At 55.6% G+C, this 14,852-nt stretch carries 11 protein-coding genes and 1 pseudogene; 10 read left to right on the top strand and 2 right to left on the bottom strand.

What is annotated here, in order from left to right; translation table 11 throughout:
• Positions 1-254: 254 nt before the first annotated feature.
• Positions 255-488 (bottom strand): annotated as a pseudogene (locus tag AC1DU9_RS15700) (IS5/IS1182 family transposase); the annotation flags it as partial.
• A 122-nt stretch (positions 489-610) separates the two neighbouring features.
• On the opposite strand from AC1DU9_RS15700, the gene AC1DU9_RS15695 reads away from it, so the two are divergent.
• The 10 genes from AC1DU9_RS15695 (at position 611) to AC1DU9_RS15650 (ending at position 13,505) form a co-directional block, all read left to right on the top strand.
• Complete coding sequence (locus AC1DU9_RS15695; RefSeq protein WP_223457487.1) at positions 611-1,591, top strand: LysR substrate-binding domain-containing protein; 981 nt, start codon at positions 611-613, stop codon at positions 1,589-1,591.
• Positions 1,592-2,273: 682 nt separating this feature from the next.
• Positions 2,274-3,650 carry an aspartate aminotransferase family protein gene (locus AC1DU9_RS15690; protein WP_223457489.1) on the top strand — a complete coding sequence of 459 codons (1,377 nt, stop codon included), beginning with the start codon at positions 2,274-2,276 and terminating at the stop codon, positions 3,648-3,650.
• Positions 3,651-4,146: 496 nt separating this feature from the next.
• On the top strand, positions 4,147-4,974 hold the full coding sequence (locus tag AC1DU9_RS15685) for a helix-turn-helix domain-containing protein (protein ID WP_477810450.1): 828 nt from the start codon (positions 4,147-4,149) through the stop codon (positions 4,972-4,974).
• Positions 4,975-5,196: 222 nt separating this feature from the next.
• Positions 5,197-6,741 carry an ABC transporter substrate-binding protein gene (locus AC1DU9_RS15680; protein ID WP_223457491.1) on the top strand — a complete coding sequence of 515 codons (1,545 nt, stop codon included), beginning with the start codon at positions 5,197-5,199 and terminating at the stop codon, positions 6,739-6,741.
• A 178-nt stretch (positions 6,742-6,919) separates the two neighbouring features.
• Positions 6,920-7,936, top strand: a complete 1,017-nt coding sequence (locus tag AC1DU9_RS15675) for an ABC transporter permease (RefSeq protein WP_056723400.1) — start codon at positions 6,920-6,922, stop codon at positions 7,934-7,936.
• The gene (locus tag AC1DU9_RS15670; protein ID WP_223457493.1) at positions 7,933-8,817 is read left to right on the top strand and encodes an ABC transporter permease; all 885 of its coding nucleotides are present in this window, start codon (positions 7,933-7,935) and stop codon (positions 8,815-8,817) included. The genes AC1DU9_RS15675 and AC1DU9_RS15670 overlap by 4 nt, the downstream gene beginning before the upstream one ends.
• A complete protein-coding gene (locus tag AC1DU9_RS15665) occupies positions 8,817-9,848 on the top strand; it encodes an ABC transporter ATP-binding protein (protein WP_223457494.1) in 1,032 nt (343 codons plus the stop codon). The genes AC1DU9_RS15670 and AC1DU9_RS15665 overlap by 1 nt, the downstream gene beginning before the upstream one ends.
• 24 nt (positions 9,849-9,872) lie before the next feature.
• Entirely contained in the window at positions 9,873-10,829 is a 957-nt protein-coding gene (locus AC1DU9_RS15660; protein ID WP_159389621.1) for an ABC transporter ATP-binding protein, read from the top strand.
• 6 nt (positions 10,830-10,835) lie between these two features.
• On the top strand, positions 10,836-12,074 hold the full coding sequence (locus AC1DU9_RS15655) for a serine hydrolase domain-containing protein (protein ID WP_223457495.1): 1,239 nt from the start codon (positions 10,836-10,838) through the stop codon (positions 12,072-12,074).
• A gap of 249 nt (positions 12,075-12,323) precedes the next feature.
• Positions 12,324-13,505 (top strand): hypothetical protein, encoded by a 1,182-nt coding sequence (locus AC1DU9_RS15650; RefSeq protein WP_150658880.1) that lies wholly within the window; start codon positions 12,324-12,326, stop codon positions 13,503-13,505.
• A 292-nt stretch (positions 13,506-13,797) separates the two neighbouring features.
• Here AC1DU9_RS15650 and AC1DU9_RS15645 read toward each other — a convergent pair whose 3' ends face one another.
• Positions 13,798-14,712 carry a LysR family transcriptional regulator gene (locus AC1DU9_RS15645; protein ID WP_223457496.1) on the bottom strand — a complete coding sequence of 305 codons (915 nt, stop codon included), beginning with the start codon at positions 14,710-14,712 and terminating at the stop codon, positions 13,798-13,800.
• Positions 14,713-14,852 lie beyond the last annotated feature (140 nt).

Genomic DNA, 14,852 nt, shown 5'->3' with positions numbered 1-14,852 from the left:
TTGCCCACCAGCTTGCGGCATAGCGCATTGAGATAGGCAGCACTAATGCCGACATCCACCGCGTACTGCTCGATGGTCAAATGATCGCGAAATCTTGCTTCGAGGGAGTGAGTAAATGCCTGCAAGTCGCCGCGCCCGCGATCGTTGGCGTTTCGGTCTGCGGAAGTTTCGACGCTGACCTGCCGGTTTACCCACACCAGTAGCAGAGTGATCAGAGCAATTAACAAATTATCCCGATTAGCCTTTTGGCTGCGATATGCGGTGGCGCCAATCAGGCGTTCCGGCTTGATGTCGAACTGCGTTTCGACGCGGTCGATCATGGCCTTGGTGCTCTCGATCTCGGCTGTCCAATGAGCCGGTGTGGGTTCCACACCCACGATGACGCCGTGCTTGGTATCGATCGGATAGTTCGTGGAACAGGCGTAGAACGCCGAGCCACCTGGAGCTTCGGTTCAGAGGGCTTGAGGATCCGTCAGCGATGGGCGCTTCGTCATAGACCACTGTGCGTCAGTCTTCGTGATACAAGCCCCAGATTTGATTTCACACAAGAAGGGTTTTCGGCATTATGACGTTTAAACTTGTGGAAATACTCACTTTCAAGGAGGCATGTTTGCGCAACGCCAAATCGCCAGAAGAGGAGCCAGAAAGTGGCGCCAAACGCGGACGTCTACCACCGCTTTCAATGGTGCGCGCCTTTGAGGCAGTGAGCCGGCTCGGCTCGATGCGCAAGGCTGCGGATGATCTCAATGTCGGTCATACGGTCGTTTCCCGACATGTGCGAAATCTTGAATCCTGGCTTGGCACGCGACTTGTGGATGCTGGACCACGAGGCATTCGGCTGACTACGGAAGGCAGGCTTTTTGCCGAGACTGTGGGAATGGCTTTCGACATGATCGCCAAATCGACGGCGGAATTGCGTCCGGCGGTAAGCCGCTCGGTTTTACGAATCTGGTGTGTCCCTGGTCTCGCAACGCGCTGGCTGGCGCCGCGTTTCAACCAGCTCCAACTTGCGCTGCCCGGCATCGATTTCGTCATGCGCGCCACCGATCTAGAGCCCGATTTCACGCATTACGACGCCGATGTCGATATCCGCTATTTGGAGGCGCCGAAGGGGAATGCTCGCTGGATTTTGCTGGAAAGGCCACGGATTTTCCCGGTCGCTAGCCCGGACTGGATCAGCAAGAACGCACCCATCCGCACTCTTGACGATCTCGTGAATCAGCCGTTGATACATGAGGAAAGCCGCGATCAATGGCGACAATGGTTCCATCAGGCTGGCTATGGGCATGAAGTAGTGTTGAACGGGCCGCGGCTCTGGTCAGCCAATCTTACGGTCGACGCGGCCGTAACAGGGCAGGGAATCGCACTCGCGACACGCCTGATTGCCGCTGATGATCTCCGCACCGGGCGGCTCGTCGAGTTGCTTGGAACCGATGTTCGGCTCGGAGGATATTATTTAGTTGGACCGCGTGAGCGTTGGAATGAAGTGACATTGGCGCGCTTCCGCGCTTGGATGCAGCAGTCTATCGCGGAGACGACGGGTGGCCAATCAGCTGGTGTGATAAATCAACCCGGCTCCGCTGAAGAATAATTTCGCCGTCAGGTGGAAGTTCAGTTTAATACCTGAGTAGATGCAGTTCGGATAGCCTTAAACTTGTCTTGCGCTGAACACATGCGCGCAAGTTCCTCCTGCCATTGACGCTGGCTCGTCAAAGTTTCGTCCATTCACAAAAGTATCTCCCAGTTATTGTCGCAATCGCGCTCATTCACCAACATGCTATGCACGCGCCCATCACAAACGGACCCGTTGCGAATGACTGGCGAATGACCTTCGACAATCGGCTTGGGGGGGCGCTGTCCGCTAGTTTCGCTGTTTGTGGCAAAGACTTGCCGTTTATGGTGATTTGCTCTGGATAACGATCCGTTCGGAATGTACGAAGGTCATGGGGGAGGAATGCCTCCGTACTAGCTATGGAGTGGTGACATGAAGTCACCACTGAGGAAGTAATAAAGTGCCTGTCTGAGCAGGAGAAACTGTATCAAACTCAGCTCTCAAATGAGTGGGCGCGGGCTGAATGTCAAAAACAGCGAAGGGGAAAACCACGTTAGAGCACAGCGATTCTCATGCCATAACCGCGTTATAACCAAGTGCCGCAAGCTAGTCTGGAACGACTGTGTTTCGGACTAATTTCCCAGCCAAAACTTAAATCCAGACCCCCGCCAAGTTGCTATTAAGGTGAGCGGGGTCGTCACTTTCTTTCTTGGAGACACCCATGTCCAATACCACTGACACACTGTACGCGAGGGATATAGCCCATCACCTTCATAGCTATACCGATGCGCGGATGCACGAAGGTGTCGGTCCGTTGGCAATTGAGCGCGGGGATGGGGTTTTCGTCTATGACACCGAGGGGCGTCGCTATATCGAAGCCATGTCGGGCCTGTGGAGTGCGGCACTTGGCTTCAGCGAGGTGCGACTGGTCGAGGCGGCCATGACGCAGATGCGTAAGCTACCTTTCTACCACACCTTTACTCACAAAACGCATCAGCCTGCCGTGGATCTCGCGGAGAAGCTCATCTCGCTGGCGCCGGTGCCGATGAGCAAGGTTTTCTTTACCAACTCCGGTTCTGAGGCCAACGACACGGTGGTGAAAATGGTTCGTTACTACAATAACGCCCGTGGCCTGCCGCTGAAGAAAAAGGTGATATCCCGCATCGGAGCCTACCATGGCGTGACCGTCGCTGCGGCGAGCCTAACTGGCTTGCCGAACAATCATCGTGCTTTCGACCTGCCTATGATGGACATAGCGCATGCAATGTGCCCGCATCACTATCGTTTCGGCGAACCCGGCGAGTCGGAGGAGGCATTTTCGGATCGTCTTGCAAAAGGGCTCGAAACCCTCATCCAACGCGAAGGGCCCGATACAGTGGCTGCGTTCATCGGCGAACCTTTGATGGCGGCCGGTGGGGTTATTGTTCCTCCGCGCGGCTACTGGCAAAAGATCCAGGCGGTTTGCCGCAAGTACGATATTTTGTTGGTAGCAGACGAGGTCGTCTGTGGATTTGGCCGCACTGGCAACATGTTCGGCTCGACTACGTTCGGCATCGAGCCAGACATTATGGTGCTGTCTAAACAGTTGACCTCGTCATATCAACCGCTTGCAGCAGTGTTGATCAACGAACGGATTTATCAGGAGATCGCGGGGCAAAGTTCGACCATCGGGACCTTTGGACACGGCTTCACCGCGAGCGGGCACCCAGTGGCTGCGGCAGTGGCGCTGGAGAACATCAAGTTGATTGAAGAGCGACACCTGGTAGAACACGCGGCCGAAATGGGGGCGCGACTGCGAGCTGGCCTTTCGCAATATGCTGACCACCCGTTAATCGGGGAAATCCGAGGTGTCGGCTTCATTGCCGCCGTTGAGCTGGTCGCAGATAAATCGGAGAAAACCCGGTTCGAGCCGCTTCGCCGGGTCGGTAGTTATTTCAATGCTCGCTGCCAAGAGCACGGCATGATTGTCCGCAACATTGGTGACAGCATTGCGTTCTGCCCACCCCTGGTCACTACAGCGGAAGAAGTCGACCTGATCATCAACTGTTTCAGCAAGGCGTTGGAGGATACACAGCGGTGGCTGGCGCAGGGGCATTGAGTACGGGTACGGCTCGACTTTGATAGGTTTGGCGTCGTATCGCGGACGATTCTGTGAGAGTAGGCAGCGGGCCTGCTAAATGGCTTACAGGCAAGCCCGTTGTAGTATTCACGGAAAATGCCACGACATATATATGTTAGAGCCCTGATTATTCGGGGCTTTTTCGTTGGTGCCTGCCCCGGCCTCGCCTGCACCGGTGGTGTTAATGAAGACCACAGCGGTGACATCTTGGGTAGCAATAGGCGCGAATTACAAATATGCAGCCGATGTTAATTCTGCCGATGGGTCAGGAATCGCTGGATAAGCTTTTGTATTTGTTGAATATTTCCTCACCTAGTCGCTATGGTCGGGCTCAATGCTCGCGTCGATCACGGGTTGGCAATGCCGAGCTTCTGCGCCACTTTCAGGCACTGTCTTGCACTGAGCTTTTGAAGCCGTGACCCCAAGCGACGATTAGTTCAGCATGTTGTCAATTCTGGCGTTAGGAATACTCTTTATGGTCAGTTCCAGTTCATCTCAGTCGATGCAAGACTTCAGTCAAAACTTGCGCCTTCTCTGCGGATATTATAAGTCGGTGGCGAAGGTGTGCCGCTCCCTTGATATCAACCGCCAGCAGTTCAACAAATACTTGGGGGCGCAAGCGACTCCCTCGTCCTTTACCCTGCGCAAGATCTGCACTTTTTTTGGGGTGGATGAGGAGGAAATATTCTCCGAGCATGAATCCTTCCGCGCTCTGCTCAACAGGCAACGCACGGCGCGAGAGCCGGACAGTGCGGTACCAGCCGATTTTTTCCCGAGCTCCGCGCAGGAGTTGTCGAAGTACCAGGGTTACTACTTTGTCTATTTGATGTCGCCTGCCGCGCCGGGGGAGGTGATCAAGTCGATTACCCGCTTGACCCGCTCCGGCGAAAAGATCCTGAGTAAAACCTACGAGCGGATGAGGCTGGGCGATGACCAACTGAACAGTTTCGGCATCAATAAATATCGTGGGTTCTGCTTTGCCTCATCGGATCTGATTTACATCGTCGAGCGCGAGTACCTCTCGTCCCGGGGCTATATCTGGTCAGCGCTTTATCCCTCCTACCGCAGTCGTTTCCGTTTTMTCAACGGCTTGGTACTCGGCGTTTCGGGTGACAATTTCCGCCGTCCTTTTGGTGCCCATATCGTATTTGAGCACCTAGGCGAGTCGATCGACCTGCGTAACGCTCTCACCAGTTGCAGCTGTTTTCCGATTGATGCCCCTGAGATTCCCGACGAGGTGAGGTCGCGGCTGCTGGTACATCCATCAGAAGGTGAGTTCAACCTCGTCCCTCCGCTGTTTTAGTCTTTTCTAAAAATTGACGCTAGGTGACGCTTCTGGGCGTCACCTGGCGTTTTTTTCTTCGTGCTCGCGAAATTGAGCTGGCTGTGCGACAGATCGATAATGCCATACACCACTCAAATGTCAGTTTCGTTAACGGCCAATCACATCATTCATTCCAGTTGAATGAGTGCCTGTTTCTACAAGTGATCCGCTGCGCCCACCATAAAAATAAAAGGAACACCTATGAAATTCAAAAGAACATTGATGGCGGGGTTGATGGCGCTGTCCATTACTGCGCCATTGACCAGTGGTTTGGTGTATGCGGCAAACAATACGTTGGTTGTTGCTGATCGAGCCTCTTTCAAGGATTGGGATCCGGCCTCGGCTTTTTCGGAGGAAGTGCGGGTGCTGGGCAATATCTACGAGACACTAGTGGTATATAACGCGCCAGGCAGTGCTGAGGAGTTTTCCCCCGGGCTCGCCACGTCCTGGGAAAGCAGCGACAACGGCAAGACCTGGACCTTCAAGCTGCGGCACGGCGTTAAATTTCATGATGGTTCGGCCTTTAATGCCGCAGCCGTCAAAAAGTCCATTGATTACGTCAAGCAGCTGAAACAGGGCGCTGCATTTGTATGGAACGGTCTGGATACCGTCGAGGCCCTCGCTGACGATACGGTAGTGCTCAAGTTTAAGAGTCCCACTCCAGCCAATCTGATCGCGGCAGGTCAGTATGCCGCTTACATCATTGCCCCGGCGGCGGTGGAGAAAGGGCATGACTGGATGATGGCTCCCAACGCCATCGGTACCGGTCCCTATAAGCTTGGGCAGGTCGAACCGGGCCAGCAAGTGGTGCTTGAGCGTTTCGATGGCTACTGGGGAGGTTGGAAAGAAGGGCAGTTTGATCGGGTCATCGTGAAGGTCGTGTCCGAAGCCTCCACCCGTACCCAGATGATTAAAAATGGCGAGGCCGGTGTCGCCTGGGATATCCCTCTTGATCAGCTCAAGGTGTTGGGAGAGGACCCCTCCATCAAGGTGAGCACCGCGCCTTCGTGGAAGAATTTCCAATTTTTGATCAATACCCAGAAGTACCCTACGAACAACCTGGCATTTCGTCAGGCGCTGCAGTACCTCTGGGACTATGAAAGTGTCACCAAAGATATTTTGCATGGCTACGGCAGTGTTCCCAAGGGGCCTTTGCCCACCAGTATCTGGGGGCATGCCAGCGTGCCTATGGCCTCTTACGATCTGGATAAAGCCCGGCAATTGTTGGAAGCCTCCGGTGTACCTAAGCAGGACTGGAAGGTCTCGATGCAGTACATCAGTGGCATCTATGCAAACGCTGCAGAACTATTCCAGGCGACGGCGTCTCAGGTTGGCCTTGAGGTGGAGTTACTCCCCGGCGAGTGGGGTGTGATCTGGGATAAGGCAAAGAAGCTGGATACCGCTCCCAACATGCAATCTATGGCTTGGTGGCCGACGTATCCGACACCCAGCGATTGGCTTTTCAGTGAGTTCCATACAGAGAAAACCACGCTATTCAATCTGTCTCACTACAGCAACTCAAACTTTGATCAGTTGATCGAAGAGGCGGCGGCGTTAGAAGGCAGTGATCGGGCCAAGTCCACTGAAAAGTACGTGCAGGCCCAGCAGCTACTGGCCAAGGACGCTCCTGCGATCTGGTACGCCGACGTGCAGCAGATACGCGTCTCCCGCAAAGACATCAAGGGTATGGAAAAGAGCCTGAATCCTGCTTATGAGGCGATTCTCTACTACAACCTGAATCGCTGAATGCTGAGTCGTCCTTGATGAAGTGGTACGTGTAATACCTGATTTGCCATGTAAATCGATAACCAGGCAGTTAGTTAATTTGCCTGGTCATTCCCTCAAGGGTTAATCCACTTTTGGGGTTTTTATGTAGGGCGTAAGAAGTCAGGGTCAAGTTTTTTAGCCACAAGGGGTATTCCAAATGGCGAAGTATATAGCTCAGCGATTGATAGTGATGTTCTTCATTCTTTTGGGAGTGTTGACCATCACCTTCGTTCTGAGCCGAGCTCTTCCGGGTTCCCCGGTAGAAATGATGCTGGGAAACCACCCCACGGTGGAGCAGATTGCCGTCGCACGGGAAAAACTGGGGTTGGATAAGCCTCTGCCGATCCAATACTTCAATTACATCGGTGATCTTCTCCGAGGTGATTTTGGCACTAGTCTGCGCACCGGGCGGCCGGTGGTGGAGGAAGTGGTCAGGCGGGTTGGTGCGACTTTTGAACTGACATTCCTGGCGATGTTCTGGGTGGTGGTGCTAGGGGTGCCGATCGGTGTCATCTCAGCGGCGCGGCAGAACTCAGTGGTCGACAATGCGGCACGAGCGGGGTCCATCGCCGGGACGGCGTTTCCAGTTTTCATCCTGGCCATGGGCTTGCAGTTACTGTTCTACGGCAAGCTCAACTGGCTGCCCCTGCAAGGACGTATCGATGCTTCCATTCTTCTCGATAGCCCTTTTGAGCGTGTGACAGGCTTTTACCTGATCGACACTCTGCTGGCCGGTAATTTCGTAGCACTGTGGAGCGCCATCAAACACCTGACGCTACCCGTGCTCACCCTGGTCATCGTGACCTTGGCCACTGTCACCCGGATCACCCGCAACATGATGGTGGAGGTGCTATCCGAGGAGTACATCCGTACGGCCGTTTCTTACGGTGTACCCAAGTGGCGTATCCATTACGCCTATGCCCTGAAGGCGACAATGATTCCGCTCCTGACAGTGGTGGGCCTGACCTTCGGTTACCTGCTCGGTGGTGCGGTAGTGGTTGAGTTCGTTTTCGACTGGCCCGGCCTGGGCGGCTTCGTGGTGTTTTCGATTGCCCAGAATGATTTCCCCGCCGTGATGGGAGCCACCCTGGTGCTGGCCACGACGTATCTGTCGATCAACCTGATCGTTGATCTCTTGTATCACCTTGTTGATCCGAGGTTGCGAGTCCAATGAGTATCCAAGACGTATCCCTGTCCATGTCCTCGCGAGCCCCATCATGGCGTATCAAGGCCTTGGCGTTTGCCAGCGATAACAAGTTGTTTGTATTCGGCGCGCTGTTATTGCTGCTGATCATCCTGGCGGCAGTCTTCGCTCCCTGGCTTGCACCTTATGAACCGAACAAAATTGTCTTTTCCCAGAAATTGCTGGCACCCAACTGGGCACACTGGATGGGCACCGACGAGTTTGGTCGCGACATTCTTTCACGGGTGCTTTATGGCGCACGCACCTCGCTGATCATCGGAGTGAGCGTGACTCTGATTGCGATGCTGATCGGGATTCCGATTGGGCTTGTTTCCGGTTACTTCGGTGGTCGAGTTGATACGCTGCTGATGCGTTTCTCAGATGTGTTTCTGGCCTTTCCGCCGCTGTTGTTGCCGATCGCTATCACCGCTGCGCTGGGATCGGGATTGGCCAACGCCATGTTAGCGCTCGCTGTCTCTTGGTTTCCCTGGTACGCGAGGATCATGCGCGGTGCGGTAGTACGGGTTCGTTCAGAAACCTATATCCATGCCGCCCGTTCCATGGGCGTCAGTCACTGCCGTATCTTGCTTCGCCATGTACTGCCCAATGCCACCACGCCTGTGATCGTGCAGGGCTCCATGGACTTTGGTTACACCATTCTCGCCGCTGCCTCGCTGAGCTTTATCGGGCTGGGGGCCAAACCGCCCATGATCGAATGGGGGCTGATGGCCGCGGCGTCGCGCTCGCAGTTACTTGAGAATCCCTGGACGGTGCTGTTTCCCGGAGTGGCGATTTTTGTCCTGGTGCTGGCCGTCAACCTGGTAGGTGACGGGCTGCGCGATGTGCTTGATCCAAAGAAGGGGATGCGCTGATGATCGACGAATCCTTGCAGTATTCGACTATTGAGCGTCTCGCCGCTGCGAATAACGACGCAGCTCAAGACCTGGTGCTGGAAGTGGAAGGGCTGACGGTGTCCTTCCCTGGTTTGTTCAAGACCGTACAGGCCGTACGCGGCATCGACCTTAAGATAAGGCGCGGCGAGATCCTCGGGTTGGTGGGGGAGTCGGGCTCGGGCAAGTCAATGACGGCCATGTCCTGCCTTGGATTGATGCCTGAGGCCGCTCGGCTGGGAGGCAGTGTCAGGGTCGCCGGACAGCAGGTCAACGGCGCGTCGGCGTCGCAGCTGGCGGTTTTGCGTGGCGGTGGCGCGGCGATGATCTTCCAGAATCCGATGAAGGCGCTCAACCCGTTCTTCACCGTCGGGCGGCAGATGATCGATGTCATCGGCTGCCATCGGCAACTGAGTAAGGCAGAAATCCGCGCCGAGGCGCTGAGCTCGCTGGAAGCGGTGAGCATGCCCGACCCCTCTCTAGCGCTAGCCAAGTACCCGCACCAGATGTCTGGCGGTCAGTTGCAGCGAGTGGTGATTGCGATGGCGCTGGCCTGTCGGCCAAAACTGCTGATCGCCGATGAGCCGACCACGGCGCTGGACGTCACAGTGCAGGCGCAGATTATCGCCCTGCTGCGCAAACTGGCACGGGAGCAGGACCTGGCGATTCTGTTTATCACCCACAACCTGGGGGTAGTGGCTTCGCTCTGTGACCGGGTGGCGGTGATGTATGCCGGCGAAGTGGTGGAGAGCGGTCCGGTGGGCGAGGTGTTCAAGCGACCTGCACACCCCTACACCCTGAAGTTGATGGGCACCGTGCCCAAGTTGGGGCAGGGACCCCAGCCCCTGGGCTTCATCCCGGGGCAGGTGCCGAACATGGCGGCTCCCCCGGCTGGCTGTGCCTTCAACCCACGTTGTGAACGCGCCACCGGACGCTGCAATCACGCTGCGCCGAGGGTTGTCATCGGCAAGGAGCACTGGGCAGCTTGCCACAACATATTGGTCAAGGTGTGAGGCTTCTTTGAAAGGTAAACGGCTATGAATAACAACAAACAGCCCGCACTGTTGAGCGTCAATCAGTTGCACAAGACCTACGCCAGCCGCGATGGCCTGGTGACCGCCATTGACCACATCAGCCTGGAGGTGCAGGTCGGTGAGACGGTCGCGCTGGTGGGGGAATCCGGTTGTGGCAAAAGTACGGTGGCCGCGACCTTGCTCGGTCTGCTGCCAGCCGATAGTGGGCAAATTCTGGTCGAAGGTCGGCCGCTGCCCACTGATGCCAGGGCGCGGGGCAGGAGCTTGAGTATGGTGTTCCAGAACCCGTACGCCTCGCTGAACCCGAAAATGACGATCAAGGCGATTGTTGCCGAGCCGCTGAAGGTTGCCTTTGGTTTGCGCGGTAGCGCCTTGCACGCGCGCATTCTCACGCTGCTGGGAAATGTAGGGATGGGCGAGGAGCACATGGAACGCTATCCCCATGAATTCTCCGGTGGTCAGTTGCAGCGTATCGCTATCGCCCGGGCCCTGGCGCTGGAGTCAAAACTGCTGATCCTCGATGAGCCTACGGCAGCGCTCGACGTGTCGGTCCAGGCCCAGGTGCTGCAACTGCTCAAGACGCTGCAGACCGACAATGGCCTGAGCTACCTGTTTATCAGCCACGACCTTGCGACGGTCGAGTATCTGGCGCAGCAGGTGCTGGTGATGTACTTGGGGCGCATCGTCGAGGCCGGGCCTGTGGAACAGGTGTTCGGCCGACCGCGTCATCCCTACACTCGTGCGCTGCTCAATTCAGTGCCCTCCATCGACCCGGAGCGCCGTGACCAGTTGCAAATCCTGAGTGGCGAGATCCCCAGCCCCTTGAACCGGCCTGCCGGGTGCCACTTCGCGCCCCGTTGCCCGCGGGCCAGTGAGCGTTGTCGCCGAGAGGTGCCAGCCGAGACCCAGGATCACGGCCACCGCTTTTCTTGCCACCACCCTCTGAACGATGAGAGCTGAACCCCTATGTACAATAAAAAAGACATGACCGCTCCCGGCATTGGTTATCAGGACCTAAGTTTGATGCAGGGCTATCCGCCGCCCCGGGAAAAGCAAGTCGGCCTGCATAATTGGGACAGTCCGCCCTATAACCGCTGGTCGTTTCAGCACATCAGCCAGTTGTTTCCGGTGGCCGCTATTCATCGCAGTCCCGAGCCGGTCACCGAACTCGAGCGCAACGAACGCTCACTGGACGACGTACGTTTCCAGCGGGTCGATGGYGGACAAACCGATCTGGCGACCTTCTTGACCGATAGCTACACCGATGGTTTTTTGGTGCTTCATCAAGGCAAGGTGGTTTCGGAGCAGTATTTCAACGGTATGCAGCCGCACACGTTGCATCTGTTGCAATCGGTATCCAAGACCGTCGTCGGTAGCCTGGTCGGCAGATTGATCGGCCAGGGCAGAATCGATCCCCAAGCGCGTGTCAGCGACTATGTGCCCGAGCTTTCGGCAAGCGGTTATGGCGACGCTCGGGTACAGGATCTGCTGGATATGCGCACGGGAGTGAGATTCAGGGAGGACTACACCGATCCTGATGCTGAATTCATTCAGTTGGATATCGCCTCGGGTTGGCGTGAACGGGGAGAGCGAGAGTCACCTGACAGCATTTATGGTTTGTTGAAGTCGCTGAGTAAGGACCGTGAGCATGGCCAGTACTTTGAGTACCGCTCAGTGGATACCGACATGTTGGCCTGGGTTTGTGAGCGGGCTTGCGGCGAGCGGCTGCCCGTTTTACTGAGCCGGGAAATCTGGTCAAGACTGGGGGCAGAGCAAGACGCGAATATCACCCTCGATAGCGTTGGAACTGCATTGGCCGATGGCGGGATGAGCGCCACGCTGCGTGATCTGGGGCGCTTTGCCCAAATGTATCTGCAGGGGGGGCGTTTCAACGGCCAGCAGATTGTTCCAGAGGAGTTTGTGCGTGAATGCGGCCGTGGTTCCACACCGGCTTTTGAAGTTCTCTATGGCTTTTACGTCAAGAGCTTTCCTGGCGCGGCATACAGTAATCAGTGCTGGGTATTGGACAGTGAACTAGGTACCTACTCGGCGCGCGGAGTATTTGGGCAGAGTATCTATTGGGATCCAGCCTCTGAAGTGGCAATCGTAAAACTTTCCAGTTGGCCGGACTTTATCAATCCAGAGTGGACGTTGAATACCTTCCGTGCCTGTGCGGCAGTAGTTGAAGAACTGCAACGCAGCTGACGCGGGAGTATGAATGACCGCGGCTTGTCAGACACCTCCCAGCCTTAATGAAGAGGTGCCATATACAGGCTCTGCATAGCTACACCCAGACCCTGCAGGCCGCCGGCGGCTGACCCTCCCGGCCCGCACCTGGACGCTGTTAACAGCCTTCGTCCTGGCGGGCCTTACCCCTTTTATCCAGACCGCGCTTTTGCCGTGGCCGGGATAGCTGTTGCCAAAAATAAGACCTAGAGAAGAGACGGAGCGACCATGAACTTGAATACAACCCGGGCCTTGCGCTCATTGACCCCACTGGCGCTATTGGGCGCCCTTTCCAGCCCTGCGATGGCGATCCAGGTTACCGATAACCTTGATCTCGGTGGTGCCGTCCGGGCGCGTTGGGACTATGACCCGGATCGCGACATCCAGACGTTCAACTTCGACACCGCGATCCTCAGCGCCAAGTACAACTCCGACACCTGGATTGGCGAAGCCAAGTACCGTTTCTACGGTCGAGCCTACCCTTACAAGTACACAAATAATGTCGGTGACGTCCAGTTCGCCGAGTTGGCGTGGATCGGCTACAAGTTCAACCCCGACCAGCAGGTCCAGGTCGGCCTGAACCAGCTGCCGTTCGGTTTGCAGCCGTACTTCGGCAGCACGTTCTATCAAACCCTGGGCAGCGTCATAGGACTGGAAGACATCGAAGAAGTCGGTGCCAAGTACATCCAGCAAAGCGGCGACTGGAATGTTCAGGCCGGTTATTACCTGCGCCCGGCCTGGCAGGGCAAAGGCACCAGCAACGGTGAAACCTACTCCACCGTGGTCTCCGAAGCGGACAGCTATGTCACCGACGGCAGTAACAACCAGGAACGCAACACAGTGGTCCTGCGGGTGGCCAAGGCGCTGGACCTGGGGCCGTGGAAGTCCGAAGTCGGGATCTCCGGCCTGACCTCGTCCCTGGAGAACCGCGACACCAACAACGATGGCCGGCGCAATGCCATGGCGGTGCACTACATCGGCAAAAACGGTCCGTGGGGCGTGCAACTGCAAGCCGCGCGACAGCAGATGTCCCCGCGCAACCCCGGCACCGATGAACTGGTGACTTTCGGCGGTTACGACGGCACCTTCAACGTCGCCAGTCGCGGCAACTTGTACGTGGCGGATGTGAGCTACGACGTCAGCGGCAAGTACCTGTTCGATCAGATCAGCGGTGTGAAGCTGTACGCCAACTACAGCGCCTTCGATAAATCCGCCGACGATTTCAAAACCTCGCAACGGATGATTTTCGGCACCTCGTTCTCCCTCAGCAAACTGTGGATCGCCACGGAATGGTTGTACGGCAAGAATGATCCGGTCATCGGTGGCGGCAGCCTCACCCAGAGTCTGGGGGCTGGTGGTAGTAACCAGTGGGAAAACCAGTTGTACATGAACATCGGTTATTACTTCTGATCCGGATTTTTTGGCGGCAGCCCTAACGTCCTCTTCGCGAGCGGGCTCGCTCTCACAGGTTTAGCGCATAATCTGTGGGGAGCGAGCCCGCTCGCGCATACCCCAAACAAAACTTGCTTCAGCCCCTGTCGGCTGAATCAGATAGGCCCACATAGTTAGTTAGCGATCAATTCTAAAATCATATCGGTGAAATTTCGTCATTTTCCCTATTCACTAAGAGTAGTTTTATCCTCGTAAATTATCGCAATCATTGAAGTGAGGGGATGATTAGATTGCGCCAATATCACGCCCCTCAACTCATATACCTGTCGAAAAGAAGCTTGACCAACTGGCGAAGCCATATATTTCCGGGATCATGATGATGGCGCGGGTGCCAATACTGTCGCAGGTGCAAGCTGGGGGACTTAATCGGGGTTTTTATTACCTTGACCGCGTTGTAGCGTAGGAACGTTTTCCCCAGTTCACTGGGCACGGTTGCAATTAGATTCGGGTTTTTCTCCAGTATCATCGGGACCGTTATAAAGTGTGGAGTTGTAAGGTAAATTTGTCGTTGATGACCCAGTTCGTCGATGAATTGGTCGTAGCGTGTACTTCTGTCTGAAAGTACGACGGAAACATGTTTCATGCCAAGGAATTGTTCAAGGCTAACTTCGTTGCCAGGGTACGTGCAACTGACGATAGAGCAAAAAGAGTGCGTAAACAGTTCTTGTTGAAAAAGGTTAGGGTCCTGGATGTAGTGTGACCCTATAGCCAGGTCTGTATCACCTCTCTCCAGTGAGTTCGCTATATGCTCGGTGGGTAGCTGCGACGTTCGTATTCGGCAATGGGGGGCCACTTTCTGAAGCTCTGAAATCAGCCGGGGCAAAAATACCAACTCGCCCATATCCGTCATACAAAGGCTGAAGACCCTGGTGGAAGACATAGGGGTGAAACTGGCCTGCGCCAACAGCTTGTGCTGTACGGCGGATACGATCTCCAGAACTGAATCCCCCATCTCCTCTGCGAAAGGCGTCGGCTTCATCGCATCGCCAATACGGACGAAGAGGGGGTCTTCATAAAACTCCCGTAGACGTCGTAGTGCATGGCTCATGGCGCTCTGCGTCAAGCCAAGATGCTCTGCTGCTCGAGATACATTGCGTTCTCGCAGAAGCGCGTCGAACGCGAGCAGCAGGTTCAAGTCGAATTTCTTACCATGAATGGCGTGCATGATCTGTATTAGCTCCATGATCTATGCGCATACATGATCCGCCTCTAGCATGGCGTCAGCAAGGAAAGTTTCAAAAACAAAAACAAGAAATGAGGTCGACGTCATGCTTCTTCGTAACGCTTGGTATGTAGCTGCTTGGT

This window comes from Pseudomonas sp. P4_C1 (assembly GCF_056402155.1).
Note: the sequence above shows the minus strand (reverse complement) of the source record. Positions and strands in the feature narration are given on the sequence as shown.